Below are 13,385 nucleotides of genomic sequence, written 5' to 3' on the forward strand. Positions count from 1 at the left end.
CTTATGCAGACTCTGCCGATCTCCGCCGTGAAGGCCCGCCTGAGTGAGCTGGTCGACTCCGCGTCGCACACTCGTGAAGAGGTGGCAATCACGGTAAACGGGTCACCTGCCGCGATGCTGATCGGAATCGACGAATGGGAGGAGTTGCAGGAGCGTCTCCACTGGCTCTCCACCGGTGACGACCTCGTTGCCCGGCTCGCCGAGGCGCGTCGAGAAGTCGAATCAGGCGGCGGACTCGGCGAAGACGAGATCCGGGCGCGATTCGGCGTTCCGCGCCGATGACGTACGAGGTGATCTTCGCCTCGACCGCTGTCCGGGATCTCGAGCGCATCCCGCCGAGGATCGTGCCAGCCGTCATCGAGTTCGCCTATGGCGATCTGGCGCGCAACCCTCGACGTGTCGGCAAGGCGCTGGAGCGGGAGCTCTCGGGCCTTTTCAGTGCGCGGCGCGGTCCGTACCGGATTCTGTACGAGATCCAGGATGAAGAAGTCCGCGTCCTCGTCGTGCGGGTGGATCACCGCGCGGACGCGTATCGCCCCCGCTGATCCGCAGCGCTGCTGAACCGCTCTCCGCTGACCCTCACCCCGCCGCGCCCACCGCCTGCTCCCGCTGCGCCGCGACGGCGCGCTGCACGTCCTCCTGCACCAGCTCCATGTTCAGCTGTGCCGCAGCGAAGGCGGCGGCCGCCGCGGCCATGCCGACCTGGGCGGAGGGGTCGGTGACGTTTCCGGCAGCCCAGACGCCCGGGACGGCGGTGCGGCCGGCCGGGTCGACGACGAGGTGCTCGCCCATGCCGAGGGGGAGCTCTTCCGGCTCGAGCCCGAGGCCGGCGAAGAACGGAGCGAGGACGAGGGAGCGTGCTGCGATGGCGATCGTGGAGCGCGGTTCGACGCTGCCGTCGGCGAGGCGCAGGCCGGTCACGCGGCCGTCCGCGGACTCGACGGCGGCGACGGCCCCGCGCACGACGCGGATGCCGCGGGCGGCGAGCTGCTCGGACTCCTCGACGGTCGGCTCGGCGAAGTCGTTCACGAACAGGACGACATCGTCGCTCCACTGGCGGAACAGCAGGGCCTGGTGCACGGCGCGCGGGTGGAGCGCGAGAACGCCGATCGCGGTGTCGCGCACCTCCCAGCCGTGGCAGTACGGACAGTGGACGACGTCGCGGCCCCAGTGCTCGCGCAGGCCGGGGAGCGCGGGGAGGTCGTCGACCAGTCCTGTGGCGATGACGAGGCGGGCGGCGCGGAGCGTGTCACCGCTGTCTGTCGTCACGCCGAAGCCGGCCGCATCGCGTCGGGCATCGGTGACGACGGCAGCGCGCACCTCGCCCCCGTACCGTCGCACCTCCTCGCGCCCGCGCTCCGCCAGTTCGGCCGGCGGGGTGCCGTCTCGGCCGAAGAGGGCGTGGACGGCGGCGGCGGGGGCGTTGCGGGGTGCGCCGGCGTCGAGCACCAGCACGGAGCGGCGCGAGCGGGCGAGCATGAGCCCGGCGCTCAGTCCGGCGGCGCCGCCGCCGATCACGATGACATCGAAGTCGAGGTTCTGCATCCTCCGATGCTGGGCGGTGCAGCTTCTGCTGGCAAACTTCCTTGCCAAAATGGCAAAGTGGGAGGATGAGCGATGAACTCGACCACGCACTCGACGCCGTCGGCCGCCGCTTGCGGGCGCTGCGGACGAAGCGCGACCTCACGCTGACCGAGCTGTCCGAGGCGACGGGCATCTCCGTCAGCACGCTGTCACGGCTCGAGTCGGGCGCGCGCCGGCCGACGCTGGAGCTGCTGCTGCCACTGGCGCGCGCCCACGGCGTCACGCTCGACGAACTGGTCGACGCGCCTCCGACGGGCGACCCGCGCGTCCATCTGCGGCCGACCCGGATGCACGGGCGCACGGTGGTGCCGCTCACCCGGCGCCCCGGTGGCATCCAGGCGTACAAGATGGTGATCCCGACCGGCTCCGCCGCTCCCGAGCCCGAACCGCGTACCCATGAGGGATACGAGTGGCTCTATGTGCTGAACGGCCGGCTGCGGCTGGTGCTGGGCGAGCACGACCTCGTGCTGGAGCCGGGCGAGGCGGCGGAGTTCGACACCCGCGTGCCGCACTGGTTCGACCGCGCGGGCGAGGAGGGTGTGGAGTTCCTCAGCCTGTTCGGCAAGCAGGGCGAGCGGATGCACGTGCGCGCCCGGCCGACGCACGGTCGCGGCACCGTCGACACGCGCGACCGGGACTAGGCTGGGCGTTCGTGCCCGACTACGCCATCGCCGACGACGGGGCGCGCATCGCCTTCGCCGAGCGGGGGACCGGCGTTCCCGTCCTGCTCATCGCCGGTCAGGCGACGGGGATGCACGGCTGGGGTCCCTTCGCCGACGCGCTCGCACGCGACTTCCGGGTGATCGTGTTCGACCATCGCGGCATCGGAGACAGCGACGGCGGCGACGCCGCCCGCTACACGACCAGAGCGTTCGCCAACGACGCGGTCGCGGTGCTCGACGCGGCCGGGGTCGCGGCCGCGCACGTGGTCGGCCACTCGATGGGCGGCCGCGTCGCGCAGTGGCTCGCCGCAGACGACCCGGAGCGGGTGCGTCGCCTCGTGCTCATCGCCACCACGGCGAGCGACCGCGGGGGCGAGCGACGCGACCCGGCGGTGGTCGCCGACCTGCTGAGCGGGGATCGCGCACGGATGACGCCCCTGTTCTTCGACGCCGCCTGGGCGGAGGCGCACCCCGCGGCCGTCGACGGCTTCTTCACCCGTGTCGCCGGCCGCGAGGCGCTGCGCGGTCACTTCGCCGCCAGCCGGGACCACGACGCCCGCGAGGCGCTGGCCCGCATCCGCGCCCGGACGCTCGTGCTGCACGGCGAGCACGATGCGCTCACGCCGCTGCCGCAGGCGCAGCTGCTCGCCGATGGCATCCAGGACGCGCGGCTCCAGGCGTTCGACGCCGGCCACGGGCTGCAGCTCGACACGCCCGCCGTGCTGAAGGCGGTGCGGGCGTTCCTGCTGCCGCCCGGGCAGCGGCGGGCGCATCCAGCCTGATGACGGCTCACGCGCGGTCGTGCAGGGTGATCTGGTAGCCATCCGGGTCGGAGAAGGTGAACGTGCGACCGAACGGCCCGTCGAACGGCGCAGTGACGATGGGGTGGCCGTCGGCGGCGAGCGCGTCGTGGATGGCCTGCACGTCGGTGGCGTGCAGCCAGAGCGCGACGCCGATGCCGGGCTGCGGCGCGGCGTCCAGGTCGGTGCCGGGTGCGATGTCGCGGAGCGCGAACGCGATCGGAGCCGTCGCGAAGACGACGGCGTGCGGGGGGCCCGCGGGGGAGCGGACGAGGCCCAGGTAGCGCTCGTAGAACGCCTGCGAGGCGTCGAGGTCGCGCACCTGGAGGGAGAGGAAGTCGGGGCCGGTGGCGGGCATGGGGTGCTCCTTCGTTCATGTGTCAGTTTTCTGACATGAGAGAATCTATGTCAGAATACTGACATGAGTCAAGATGGCGAGGGAATCGACCTCGAGACGTCCCTGGGATACCTCCTCAAAGAGGCGTCCAGCGCTCTCCGCGCGGCCATGGAGGAGGTGCTGAAACCGCTCGGGATGACCGTGACGCACTACTCGTGCCTCGAACTGCTCGCGCAGCGACCCGGCCTGTCGAACTCGGAGCTCGCGCGGGGGACATTCGTGACCCGGCAGTCCATGAACGTGCTGCTGCAGGCGCTCGAGCGGGACGGCTTCGTGACGCGCCCCGCCGAGGCTCCGGTCGGCAAAGCGCTGCCGACACGGCTCACGCCCCGGGGGAGGCGGAGCCTGGATGCGGCGTCGGCAGCCGTCCGCTCCGTCGAACTGCGGATGCTGGCGGGTCTGGACGACGAGGATCGGTCCGCCGCGCTGCGGATACTGCGCAGCATGGTCGGCTCCCTTCGCGCCGGCAGCGTCTGAGAGGCGACGCGTCCAGGAGGAGGCGCATCCGGGAGGCGACGCGGCTAGGCGGCGACCGTGAACCGCCCGTCCCGTGCCGCTTCCACGAACGTCGCGAAGTCCCGCTCCGCCTGGTCGGCGTACGCCGACGACCAGCGTGCGACCGCGCGGGGGAAGGCGTCGCCGCTGCCCAGGTAGCCGGACACGAACGCGGCCTTGGGCGACCGGGCGTGCGCACGCGCGAGCACCACCGCGCAGACCCGCGCGTAGTCGCTGAACTGCACCGGGCTCATCGTTCCGATCTCGAACGAGGCGTTCCGGTTGCGGAACAGCCGCATGTAGAAGGTGAACCCGCGCTCCGCCAAGAAACCGAGGAACGGGTCGGAGACGGCCTGCAGGATGCGCTGGCAGGCGACGACGCGGTAGCCCTGCTGCGCGGGGAACAGCTCGGGGTCGAGGTAGCCGGGCAGCGGCGCCACCCCGCCGAACTGCTCGACGACGGAGGTGCCCGCCTCCTTCAGCTGCAGGATGAGCGTCTCGTCCGCCGGTCCGCGGAGAGCGAGGATGAAGCACCGGGTGCCGACGCTTCCCACCCCGACGACGCGGCGGGCGACATCCACCAGCCGGTACTGCGAGAGCAACAGTGCGACGTTCGGCGGCACGGTCGCCCGGTAGCGCTGGAAGGCGGCGTCCGCGAGATCGCGGATCTCCTCCTCGGCGCGCTGCAGGATGGGCGGACGGTCGACGAAGCGCAGGCCGCCGGCGCCGTCCGGCTCGAGAGCGCGCTTCGCCACGCGCTGGCTCGTGCGCTTGCCGGAGGCGCGCGCGACCTCCTGGATCATCCGCTCGGTCTCCGGGTGCAGGCGACGGTGCCGTTCGTTGACCGAGGTCGGGCGGAAGTAGCGCTCGCGCAGGCTGTGGCGGAGGGTGCGGGCCAGCCAGTCGCGGTAGGCGCTCGCGGCGTCCTCCTCGATCCCGACGAGGTCCGGCTCGGCGGCGCCCAGCGATCGCCCTGCGATGACGACGCTGCCGAGGAGGCGCTTGAGGTCCCACTCCCACGGGCCGACGGTCGCCTCGTCGAAGTCGTTGATGTCGAAGACCATGGCGTTCTCGGGCGAGCGGAACATGCCGAAGTTCGACAGGTGGGCGTCACCGCACACGACGACCTCGGTGCCGGTCGTGGGACCGCCGGCCAGATCGGCGGACTGGATGGCCGCCGTGCCGCGGTAAAACGAGAAGGCATCCGCGCTCATCCGCTCGACCCGCAGGTCGACGAGGCTCTGCAGCCTCGCCTCGTGCTGGGTGGCGAGGATTCCGAGCGGGTCCCGGCCGGCGGGCGGCGTGTACTCCGCGTGCGCCGAGCGGGGGAGGCTCTCGCGGCGCGCCCGCCCGGCGTCGGCGAGCTCCTCCTCGTCGAGGGGTGTCTCGGCCCGGGGGCTGACAGTGTCGATGTCCATGCTGAGCCCTTCTCGCGGCGACGAGCGGTCGGCGGGTGTCGGGTGCGCCCGCAGCGGCCTCATCCTAGCCGCGCGTGGGCCGCTAGGTTAGACCGCATGGAGGACTGGATCGAGCACCGCAGAGACGACGGCGAGCGCGTGGGATGGATGCGTCCGGAGGGCGACGGTTTCGTCCCCGTCGATCTGCTCGGCCGCGAGCTCGCGGGCGCGGTCGACTGGCTCACGGCGGAGAAGACCCTGGACCGCGCGGGGATCGGCTACCTCGCCGAGCTGTACGAGTTGAGGCTCGACGACGGCAGCTGGCTGCGCGTGCGTCTGGCCGAGGTGTCGCCGAACCGGATCGTCGCCAAGCAGGACGACTTCGGCGCCGTCGGCGCACCCCAGCTGTTCTACACGCTGCCGTTCCCGTTGCCCGAGAACCTGCGGCCCCTCGCCCGCTGAGCCGCGGGCCGGGTCTGGTGCGCCGCGCAGGCGGCTGGCTACGATCGCGGCAGGCGGAAGGGGCCGACCATGGACGAGACACGATGATCCCGCTGACGATCGGCACGCTGGTCGACGCGCCCGACCGGCCCGCCGTGATCGACGGCTCCCGCTTCAACCGGCACACCTTCTGGTGCGGGCAGAGCGGGTCGGGCAAGACGTACGCACTCGGCGTCGTGCTGGAGCAGCTGCTGCTGGAGACCGAGCTCCCGATGGGCATCATGGACCCGAACGCCGACTTCGTACAGCTGGACCGGACCAGGGAGGACGCCGACCCTGCGCAGGCCGCCCGCCTTCAGGAGACCGACATCCGCGTCTTCCACAGCAGCACGGCCGAGGAGCCGCAACTGCGTGCCCGCTACGTCGACCTGAGCGTGCGGTCCCAGGCCGCGGTCGGGCGCCTCGACCCCATCGCCGACGAGGAGGAGTACAACGCGCTGCTCCACCTCGACAAGCGCGCGGAGCACTACGATCAGGTCGGCTTCCTCGACAACCTCTTCGCGTCGGACGACCCGGCCAGGCGGAGGCTGGGGATGCGCATCGACAACCTGCAGATTCTGAAATGGCCGCTCTGGTCGCTCGGTCGCGCCTCCGTGGTCGACGTGCTCGACGAGCGGCCGCGCGTGACCGTGCTGGACGTCGGCGGGTTCTCGCACACGGGCGAGCCGCAGGCGGCCGCGCTCTGCGTGCTGGAGCACCTCTGGCAGCGGCGGATGGAACGCCGACCGCTGCTCATCGTGATCGACGAGGCGCACAACTTCTGCCCGCCGGTCGCGCGCAACGACATCGAGCAGCAGCTGATCGAGCAGATCATCCAGATCGCCGCGGAGGGCCGCAAATTCGGGCTGTGGCTGTTCCTCTCGACCCAGCGCCCGACCAAGATCCACCCCAATGTGCTCTCGCAGTGCGACAATCTCGGCCTGATGCGCATGAACGCGCCGCGCGATCTCGCCGAGATCGCGGACGTGTTCGGATTCGTCCCGGCGGCGGTGCTCGAGCAGTCGCCCACGTTCCGCAAGGGGGAGGCGCTGTTCGCCGGCGGCTTCTCGGACGAGCCGCAGTTGGTGCGGGTCGGCAAGCGCCTCACCGTCGAGGGCGGGGGTGACCTGGCGGTGGAGGCGCGGGCGAGCGCCTGACGGCATGGATCTGAACCAGGCGGACAATCAGACCATCCGGGTGCAGCGTGCCCTGTGGCAGCACTGGGGGACGCCCGCCGCGATCTACGGAACGATCGTGTACGCCAGCGTCGTCGCGGCGGCGACGGTCGACGACCGGGATCCGACCGCCGCCGTGCGGGTGCTGGTGCTCTCGGTGGTGAGCATCGTCGTGTTCTGGCTGGCGCACGTCTACTCGACCGCCCTCGGCTTCCACGGCGACGCCGACCGGCTGAGCGATCGGATGCGGGACTCGCTCCGCCACGCGATGGCGGAGTCGGCGGGCATGCTCGAAGCGGCCGTCATCCCGAGCGTGCCGCTGGTGCTCGCCGTGGTCGGCATCCTCACCGCGGAGTTCGCGACCTTCCTCGCGCTGTGGTTGGCGGTGCTCATGCTCGCGCTGCTGGGATTCCTCGTCTTCCTCGTGCGTCATCGGCCGCTCTGGTCCTGCCTGCTCGGAGCGGTCGTCACCGGGCTGTTCGGCGTGGTCGTGATCGTGCTGAAGATCGCCCTGCAGCACTGAGCGCCCGACAGACGGCGCGGATCCGACCGGCAGTGCGGCTCGCCTCAACCGGTCGGACGACGCGCCGTCGACTCAGGCGGTCGGCGCCGCGGGCGACGTGGGAGCCGTGGCCTGGTGGCCGAGCGCGACGGACTTGAGGTGGTCGAACTCCGCCTGGGTGATCGTGCCCGAGTCGAGCAGAGCCTTCGCCTTGGCGATCTCGTCGGCCGGGCTCGTGCCCGCGACCTGGCGGATGTACTGGTCCGCCGCGGACTGCGCCTGCTTGGCGTCGCGCTGACTGCGCTCGGCCATTCCCGGACCGCGTGCGATCAGGTAGACCAGGGCGGTGAGGAACGGCACGAAGATCAGGAAGAGGATCCAGAGCGCCTTCCACCATCCGTTGAGCTTGTGGTCCCGGAACAGGTCGCTGATGATCGAGAACAGCGCGAACAGGTAGGCGATGAACGCGAAGCTCCAGAAGAAGAGCCAGATGATGTTCCAGAAGTTGTCCCAGAAAGACATGTCGTACCCCTCCTTGCCCCGGCTCCTTGTGACCTGGGCGTGAGCTGAGAGTAGTGCTGCGCGGGATCGTGCGTCTAGAGGCCTTTCACGCGCTCGGTCGGCCCGCCCACGCCAGCACCCGCAGCGCGCGCAGCGTCTGCCACCGGCTCGGCTCGCCCACCTGCTCCATCGTGACGATGGTGCGGCCCGGGATGGCGGCCTCCAGCAGCCAGCGGCCGTCCCCTCCACGTTTGCCCGCGACCAGCTCGACGGCCTCGGCGACGCGGTCGTCGGCGGGGACTCCCGCAGCGCGGAGGTGATCCAGCCCACGCAGCACGTCGTAGCGCCAATACGTCGGGAAACGGAAGGTGAGCCAGTCCTCGTCGATCAGCGTGCCGTCGCGCTTGCGCCGGAGGAGCGCGCGGTCGAGCAGGTAGGCGTGGCCGCGGGCGATGGCGGCGGAGACGTCGGTCGGCCCGTCGGCGCCGCGGTAGGCGACCAGCCCCTCCAGCGCACAGATCGTCGAATGGAACGAGCCGGGATCCGCGTGGTCCTCCGAGTAGCAGTTCCAGCCGCCGTCGTCCTTCTGATCGGCGAGCAGCAGGCCGACGATGCGCTCGCTCGCGGAGCCGAACGCGGCCCCGGCGACGAGCACGCGGCCGTTGATGCACGGCTCGACCTCGCCCTCGAAGAACGGGCTGCGGCCCCACTCTTCACCCCAGTCGACGCCCTGGCGGACACGCCTCAGCGCCTCCGCCATCCGAGGGCCGTCCGGTGCGGCGCCGAGCGTCGCGAGCAGCAGCATCGTGTCGTCGGTGGCGTCCCAGTCCTCCGGCTTCCAGACAGCTCCACCCCACGTGCCGGACGGATCCTGCGCATCCAGCAGTGCTGCGCCCCAGCCCGTGCGCTCGACGGCTGCGCGGTCCTCCGCCCACGCGGACGGCGGCTCGCCCAGCAGGTCGCGCCGCGTCTGCCACCGGATCGCGGGGTCGCCGTCGAGGAGCCATGCCGTCACGTCCATGGCGCACACGCTACCCCGCGAACGACTGCGTGCCCAGCACGCCGCCCGGCTCGCCTTCCAGGGGTCGCATTCTGCCGGAATGCCGCGCGCATTCCGGCAGAATGCGACCCCTGTGCGCGGAAGGGCGCGGTACGGGTCAGCGCGCGACCGCGAGGCCGAGCCAGGCGGCGAGCTCGGCGACGGCGGCGTCGACGGCATCGTGTGCGCTTGGGGAGAGCGGCTCGTCCTCGTGCACGGCGGCGACACGGAACACGCCCGCCTTGCGGTCGGCCGTCGCATCCAGCTTGCCGACCAGGCGGTCCTCGTACAGGATCGGCAGCGCGAAGTACCCCCAGCGGCGCTGCGTCGCGGGCTTGTACATCTCGAGCAGGTACTCGAACCCGAAGACCTCCCGGCTGCGCACGCGATCGTGCACCAGCCGGTCGAACGGGGAGAGCAGGGCCACACGCCCGCCGAAGTCGGCGGCCGCGGCGGCGTCCCGCATCTCCGGATCCACGTGCCAGGCGAGCGCGCTGCCCTCCACCTCGGAGGGCTCACCCGCCTCGCCCACGAGTGCCGCCCGGGCGATGCCGAGGGCGCCGAGCCGGCGTGCGTCGCGCAGCGGCGCGGCCTCCGCCTCGGGGACGACCTCGATGCCGGCGGGGTAGACCCGGTCGGCGACATCCCAGGTGCGCTGCCGGCCCACGCGCCCGGCCACCGCGACCTCCCCGCGGCCCTGCAGCAGTTCGAGCATCCGCGTGACGTTCTGATTGTGCGTCCATCCGCTCGACTGCCACGGGACCGCCGCGGTATCGGGGATGTCCTTCGACAGCGTCGGGCCCTGATCGCGCAGGCGCGCGAGCACGTCGCGGCGGAAGGCGTCGTTGGCAGTAAGCCAGGCCGCCCAGGCCGGCACCGCGTCCGGCCAGCGCGACATGCGGTCGAGGTGGAGGCCGAGGTCGGAGACAGGGCGGATCATCGCGAACGGCGGCTGCTTCGGATCGTCCATCGCCTTGACCTCGTAGAGCAGCCGGTCACGCTCGAGCGCCTCCGACACCTCGCCCGGCGCGAACGCCGGTCCCAGCCGGGTGAACGCGATCAGCTCGGCGCTCGGGGCGACGGCCGCGGTCGGGTCGAGCTGCAGGAACGTCAGGTGCTCGATGAGCGGCACGAGTCCCGTCGGCCGTGTCGCGTCGAGGCGCTGCGCCCGCACGGCGATGCGACGCGCCTCCTCGCGGGTCAGGATCATGGCGCCACGCCTCCCACGATCTGCTCGGCGAGGAGGTCGCCGACGAGCGGCCCCATCGTGAGGCCGCCCGCACCGAAGCCCGCGTTCACGAACACACCGGGGTGCCCGTCGAGCGCGCCGACCGACGGCAGGTCGCCCTCGGGCAGCGGGCGGAGACCGACCCGGGTCTCGATCACCGTGGCGTCGGCGAGGCCGGGGGCGACGGTGAGGGCGTCCGCGAGCACCTGCTGTTGCCCGGCGGCGGTGATGCGGGCGTCGAACCCCGACCCCGTCTCGCGGGTGGCGCCGACCACGACGCGCGAGTCGTCGAAGGCGACCAGGTAGTGCGGTGCGACGGGATGCACGGAGGGCCAGTCGCGGGTCTCCACACCGTCGACCCGCAGGTGTGTGATCTGGCCACGCTGGGGCTCCACCGGGACCCGGGCGCCGAGGCGATCGAGCACCCGGTTCGTCCACGCGCCCGCGGCGACCACCACGGCGTCGGCGTGGAGCTCGTTCTGCTCGATACGGGGAACGCCGTCCGCCCCCAGGTGGACCGTTCCGTCGAGGTGCGTGGCTCCGTGCGCGCGGGCGCCGGCGAGCAGCCCCGTTCGCAGCGACCGGCCGTCCACCCGCGCAGCACCGGAGATGTGGAGGGCGTGGAAACCGTCGCCGAGCGGCGGGAAGAGCGCTCGGGCGGCCGTCGCGTCGATGCGCCGGACCTGCCCGATGGTGCGGGCCTCCCCGGCGCGGGCCGCCACGCGCGCCTCCGCCGCGTCCACGACCTCCGGGTCGCGGTTGACGATGAGCGCGCCCGACCGACGGAAGCCGATGTCGTCGACTCCGGTCTCGGCCAGACGCTCGATCAGCTCGGGATAGTAGTCGGCGCCCGCGGCGTAGAGCTCGTAGAAGTCGCCGGACGCGGTCGACGTCCAGGGCTGGATGATCCCCGCCCCGGCATCGGTGGCGCGCCCCGCGAGGCCGGCGTCGGCGATCGTGACCGCGACGCCGCGCCGGGCGAGCGCGAAGGCGGTCGCCGCACCGGCGACGCCGCTGCCGATCACGACGACGGTGGAGCGGGCGGCCGGGCTCATCGGGCGGCGGCCTCCGCGATCGCCGCCCCGAGATCCGCCGGCCGGGTGAACATCGGCCAGTGCCCGGTCGGCAGCTCGACCACGTCGTAGCGGTCGAGGGCGCCGAGCTCGCGGCAGAAGTCCTCGCCGGAGGCGACCCAGCGGCGCAGGTCGGCCTCCGGGAACTCGCAGGCGATGACCGTCGCCGGCACCGCGCGACGCCGGGCGTCGTCGCGCAGCTCGATCGCACCGGTGACGACATCGCCGGGCTCGGGCACCGCGTCGCGGCGGAAGGCGGCGCGAAGCTCGTCGTCGAGCCCGACCAGGTCCTCGTCCTCGAAGTCGTCCCACGCGGGCAGGGCCACCTCGCCGTCCACCGGCTCCAGGCCGCTCGGGATGACGCCTCCCGGCGGCAGCGGAGCGGAGTCGACGAAGACGATCCGCGCCACCCGGTCGGGCCGGGCGTCGAGCGCGGCGTTCGCCAGCGGCCCGCCGCCGGAGTGCCCGACCAGCACGACATCGCGCGCGCCGCGGTCGCCCGCGGCGTCGACGGCCGCCGTGATCGCGGCGACGTGCTCGGCCACGCCGATACCCGCCCGGGGAGCGCTCACGGCCTCCAGCCCGGGCAGGGTCAGGGGATGCGTGTGGTGACCCGCCGCTTCGATGGTGGGCGTCACCTGCTCCCACGCGCGCGCGTTCAGCCAGAAAGCGGGGACGAGGACGATCTCCATGCCCCGACGGTACCCCGCCCCGGCGACATGCGCGCCGGTCGATCCGACCGGTGGAGGCGGCGGTTCAACCCGACGGCAGCGCCTGGGTGATGAACTGCAGCAGGGGCCGGGCGACCTCGGGGTTCGTGAAACCCGACGATTGCACGCTGATCCAGACACCGGTGGCGGTGAAGAGGTCCTCCTGGCCGGTCATCTCGTCGAAGGTCGCCGTGACGTCCGACCCGAAGCCGGTGACCGGAGACCCGGTCGCCGTGCGCGCCTTCTGCAGCGCGGCCGAGCTCGCCGCGTCGGGCTTCGACAGCCCGACCGAGATCGGGCCCGTAGGCGACGTGAGACCGCACGCGACCCCGTCGATTCGTGCGGCGAGGGCAGCCGACGAGCCCTCCGGAGCGGTGAAGGAGGCCTTGAGCGCGTAGCCCGGCAGCGCGGCGGCGACGTCGCCGCCGGCGAAGACGTCCGTGCACGTCACCCCGACCGCCGTGCCCGCGTACGTGGGCGTCGGAGTGGGGGAGGCCACGGGCGGAGTCGAGCCCGCGGGGGTCGAGCCGCCGGCGCTTCCGGCCGAGCAGCCCGCGAGGGCGAACGCGGTCGCGAGAGCGGCCGAGAGGAGCAGAGGTGCGGTGCGGCGGGCCGGATGCGGCATGAGTCTCCCGTCGGTGAGCGTCAGTGGATGGGGGCGGCGCGCGGCCGACTCCAGTCTAAAATCGCTCATCCACGCTCCCGCAACCCCGCCCAGACCGCCGCCTGCGCCTCGGACGATTCGGAGATTCCCCGGCAAGGAGGCGGAACCTCCGGAGGTCCGGCGAACTGAGCGGCGAGTCTGTCCGGATCTCCGGAGAGCCGGCGTCGGCACGAATCGCGCGCGTCAGCGGCGGTCGTTGGTGCCGTAGAGCGCAGCGGCGATGAGCACGGGCTGGAACCACAGGCGGATCAGGCGCTTGCGGTCGGTGTCGAGCCCGAACGCGCTGCGACGGTGCTGCCACTGCGAGACGTTGCCGGGGAACACCGCCGCGAAGAAGGCGGCCGCCGCCCAGCCGACGGTGCTGCGGCTGGCGAGCCCCTCCCGCTGCGGGGTGAGGGCCAGAGCGGTCCCGAGCGCGATCTCGACGACACCCGATGCGAGCACCGTCGTGTCCTCGTCGAGAGGCACGAAGTCGGGCACCTGCGCCCGGAAGTCCTCGCGGGCGAACGTGAGATGGCTCACGCCGGCGAAGACGAGTCCTGCGCCGAGGAGGAGGCGGACGGCGGTGCGAGCGGGGCTGCGTCGTGTCATGGCTCCGATGCAACGCCTTCGCGGCGTTCTCTGCAAGCGGACACGATCGCCTCCCGCGGCCCGGGAATATCGCTCCGCCCGTATCGT

Annotated in this window: 18 protein-coding genes; 8 read left to right on the forward strand and 10 right to left on the reverse strand. The window is 72.3% G+C overall.

From position 1 onward, the window contains the following. Positions 1 to 3: 3 nt before the first annotated feature. Positions 4 to 282: a type II toxin-antitoxin system Phd/YefM family antitoxin gene (locus IT072_RS07060; protein WP_223360245.1), complete on the forward strand. Its 279-nt coding sequence runs from the start codon at positions 4 to 6 to the stop codon at positions 280 to 282. Then, positions 279 to 545 carry a type II toxin-antitoxin system RelE family toxin gene (locus tag IT072_RS07065; RefSeq protein WP_223360246.1) on the forward strand — a complete coding sequence of 89 codons (267 nt, stop codon included), beginning with the start codon at positions 279 to 281 and terminating at the stop codon, positions 543 to 545. Before IT072_RS07060 ends, IT072_RS07065 begins: the two co-directional genes overlap by 4 nt. Positions 546 to 579: 34 nt before the next feature. Here the strand turns inward: IT072_RS07065 and IT072_RS07070 are convergent, their stop codons facing one another. Continuing rightward, complete coding sequence (locus IT072_RS07070; RefSeq protein WP_223360247.1) at positions 580 to 1,545, reverse strand: NAD(P)/FAD-dependent oxidoreductase; 966 nt, start codon at positions 1,543 to 1,545, stop codon at positions 580 to 582. Positions 1,546 to 1,610: 65 nt separating this feature from the next. On the opposite strand from IT072_RS07070, the gene IT072_RS07075 reads away from it, so the two are divergent. Both IT072_RS07075 and IT072_RS07080 read left to right on the forward strand, forming a co-directional pair. Next, complete coding sequence (locus IT072_RS07075; protein WP_223360248.1) at positions 1,611 to 2,225, forward strand: helix-turn-helix domain-containing protein; 615 nt, start codon at positions 1,611 to 1,613, stop codon at positions 2,223 to 2,225. Between the two features lie 11 nt (positions 2,226 to 2,236). Beyond that, positions 2,237 to 3,028 (forward strand): alpha/beta fold hydrolase, encoded by a 792-nt coding sequence (locus IT072_RS07080; protein ID WP_223360249.1) that lies wholly within the window; start codon positions 2,237 to 2,239, stop codon positions 3,026 to 3,028. Positions 3,029 to 3,035: 7 nt separating this feature from the next. Here IT072_RS07080 and IT072_RS07085 read toward each other — a convergent pair whose 3' ends face one another. Next, positions 3,036 to 3,404 carry a VOC family protein gene (locus IT072_RS07085; protein ID WP_223360250.1) on the reverse strand — a complete coding sequence of 123 codons (369 nt, stop codon included), beginning with the start codon at positions 3,402 to 3,404 and terminating at the stop codon, positions 3,036 to 3,038. A gap of 63 nt (positions 3,405 to 3,467) precedes the next feature. Between IT072_RS07085 and IT072_RS07090 the strand changes: the two genes are divergently transcribed. Further along, entirely contained in the window at positions 3,468 to 3,920 is a 453-nt protein-coding gene (locus IT072_RS07090; RefSeq protein ID WP_223360251.1) for a MarR family winged helix-turn-helix transcriptional regulator, read from the forward strand. Between the two features lie 44 nt (positions 3,921 to 3,964). Here IT072_RS07090 and IT072_RS07095 read toward each other — a convergent pair whose 3' ends face one another. Beyond that, positions 3,965 to 5,356 carry a DUF2252 domain-containing protein gene (locus IT072_RS07095; RefSeq protein ID WP_223360252.1) on the reverse strand — a complete coding sequence of 464 codons (1,392 nt, stop codon included), beginning with the start codon at positions 5,354 to 5,356 and terminating at the stop codon, positions 3,965 to 3,967. A 96-nt stretch (positions 5,357 to 5,452) separates the two neighbouring features. Between IT072_RS07095 and IT072_RS07100 the strand changes: the two genes are divergently transcribed. The 3 genes from IT072_RS07100 (at position 5,453) to IT072_RS07110 (ending at position 7,513) form a co-directional block, all read left to right on the forward strand. Then, on the forward strand, positions 5,453 to 5,797 hold the full coding sequence (locus tag IT072_RS07100) for a hypothetical protein (RefSeq protein ID WP_223360253.1): 345 nt from the start codon (positions 5,453 to 5,455) through the stop codon (positions 5,795 to 5,797). A gap of 83 nt (positions 5,798 to 5,880) precedes the next feature. Then, the gene (locus IT072_RS07105; protein ID WP_223360254.1) at positions 5,881 to 6,972 is read left to right on the forward strand and encodes an ATP-binding protein; all 1,092 of its coding nucleotides are present in this window, start codon (positions 5,881 to 5,883) and stop codon (positions 6,970 to 6,972) included. Between the two features lie 4 nt (positions 6,973 to 6,976). Continuing rightward, positions 6,977 to 7,513 (forward strand): hypothetical protein, encoded by a 537-nt coding sequence (locus IT072_RS07110; protein ID WP_223360255.1) that lies wholly within the window; start codon positions 6,977 to 6,979, stop codon positions 7,511 to 7,513. A 72-nt stretch (positions 7,514 to 7,585) separates the two neighbouring features. Here IT072_RS07110 and IT072_RS07115 read toward each other — a convergent pair whose 3' ends face one another. The 7 genes from IT072_RS07115 to IT072_RS07145 all read right to left on the reverse strand — a co-directional run bounded on the left by IT072_RS07115 (position 7,586) and on the right by IT072_RS07145 (position 13,298). Then, positions 7,586 to 8,014 carry an SHOCT domain-containing protein gene (locus IT072_RS07115; RefSeq protein WP_223360256.1) on the reverse strand — a complete coding sequence of 143 codons (429 nt, stop codon included), beginning with the start codon at positions 8,012 to 8,014 and terminating at the stop codon, positions 7,586 to 7,588. A gap of 85 nt (positions 8,015 to 8,099) precedes the next feature. Then, positions 8,100 to 9,014 carry a hypothetical protein gene (locus IT072_RS07120; protein ID WP_223360257.1) on the reverse strand — a complete coding sequence of 305 codons (915 nt, stop codon included), beginning with the start codon at positions 9,012 to 9,014 and terminating at the stop codon, positions 8,100 to 8,102. Between the two features lie 136 nt (positions 9,015 to 9,150). Next, entirely contained in the window at positions 9,151 to 10,242 is a 1,092-nt protein-coding gene (locus IT072_RS07125) for a DNA glycosylase AlkZ-like family protein (protein ID WP_223360258.1), read from the reverse strand. Beyond that, a complete protein-coding gene (locus IT072_RS07130) occupies positions 10,239 to 11,315 on the reverse strand; it encodes an NAD(P)/FAD-dependent oxidoreductase (protein WP_223360259.1) in 1,077 nt (358 codons plus the stop codon). Before IT072_RS07130 ends, IT072_RS07125 begins: the two co-directional genes overlap by 4 nt. Then, on the reverse strand, positions 11,312 to 12,025 hold the full coding sequence (locus IT072_RS07135) for an alpha/beta fold hydrolase (protein WP_223360260.1): 714 nt from the start codon (positions 12,023 to 12,025) through the stop codon (positions 11,312 to 11,314). The genes IT072_RS07130 and IT072_RS07135 overlap by 4 nt, the downstream gene beginning before the upstream one ends. 64 nt (positions 12,026 to 12,089) lie before the next feature. Then, a complete protein-coding gene (locus IT072_RS07140) occupies positions 12,090 to 12,737 on the reverse strand; it encodes a hypothetical protein (RefSeq protein WP_223360261.1) in 648 nt (215 codons plus the stop codon). Between the two features lie 153 nt (positions 12,738 to 12,890). Further along, the gene (locus IT072_RS07145; protein ID WP_223360262.1) at positions 12,891 to 13,298 is read right to left on the reverse strand and encodes a DoxX family protein; all 408 of its coding nucleotides are present in this window, start codon (positions 13,296 to 13,298) and stop codon (positions 12,891 to 12,893) included. Positions 13,299 to 13,385: the final 87 nt, after the last annotated feature.

It is taken from the genome of Leifsonia sp. ZF2019 (genome assembly GCF_019924635.1).
Taxonomy (GTDB): Bacteria; Actinomycetota; Actinomycetes; order Actinomycetales; family Microbacteriaceae; genus Leifsonia.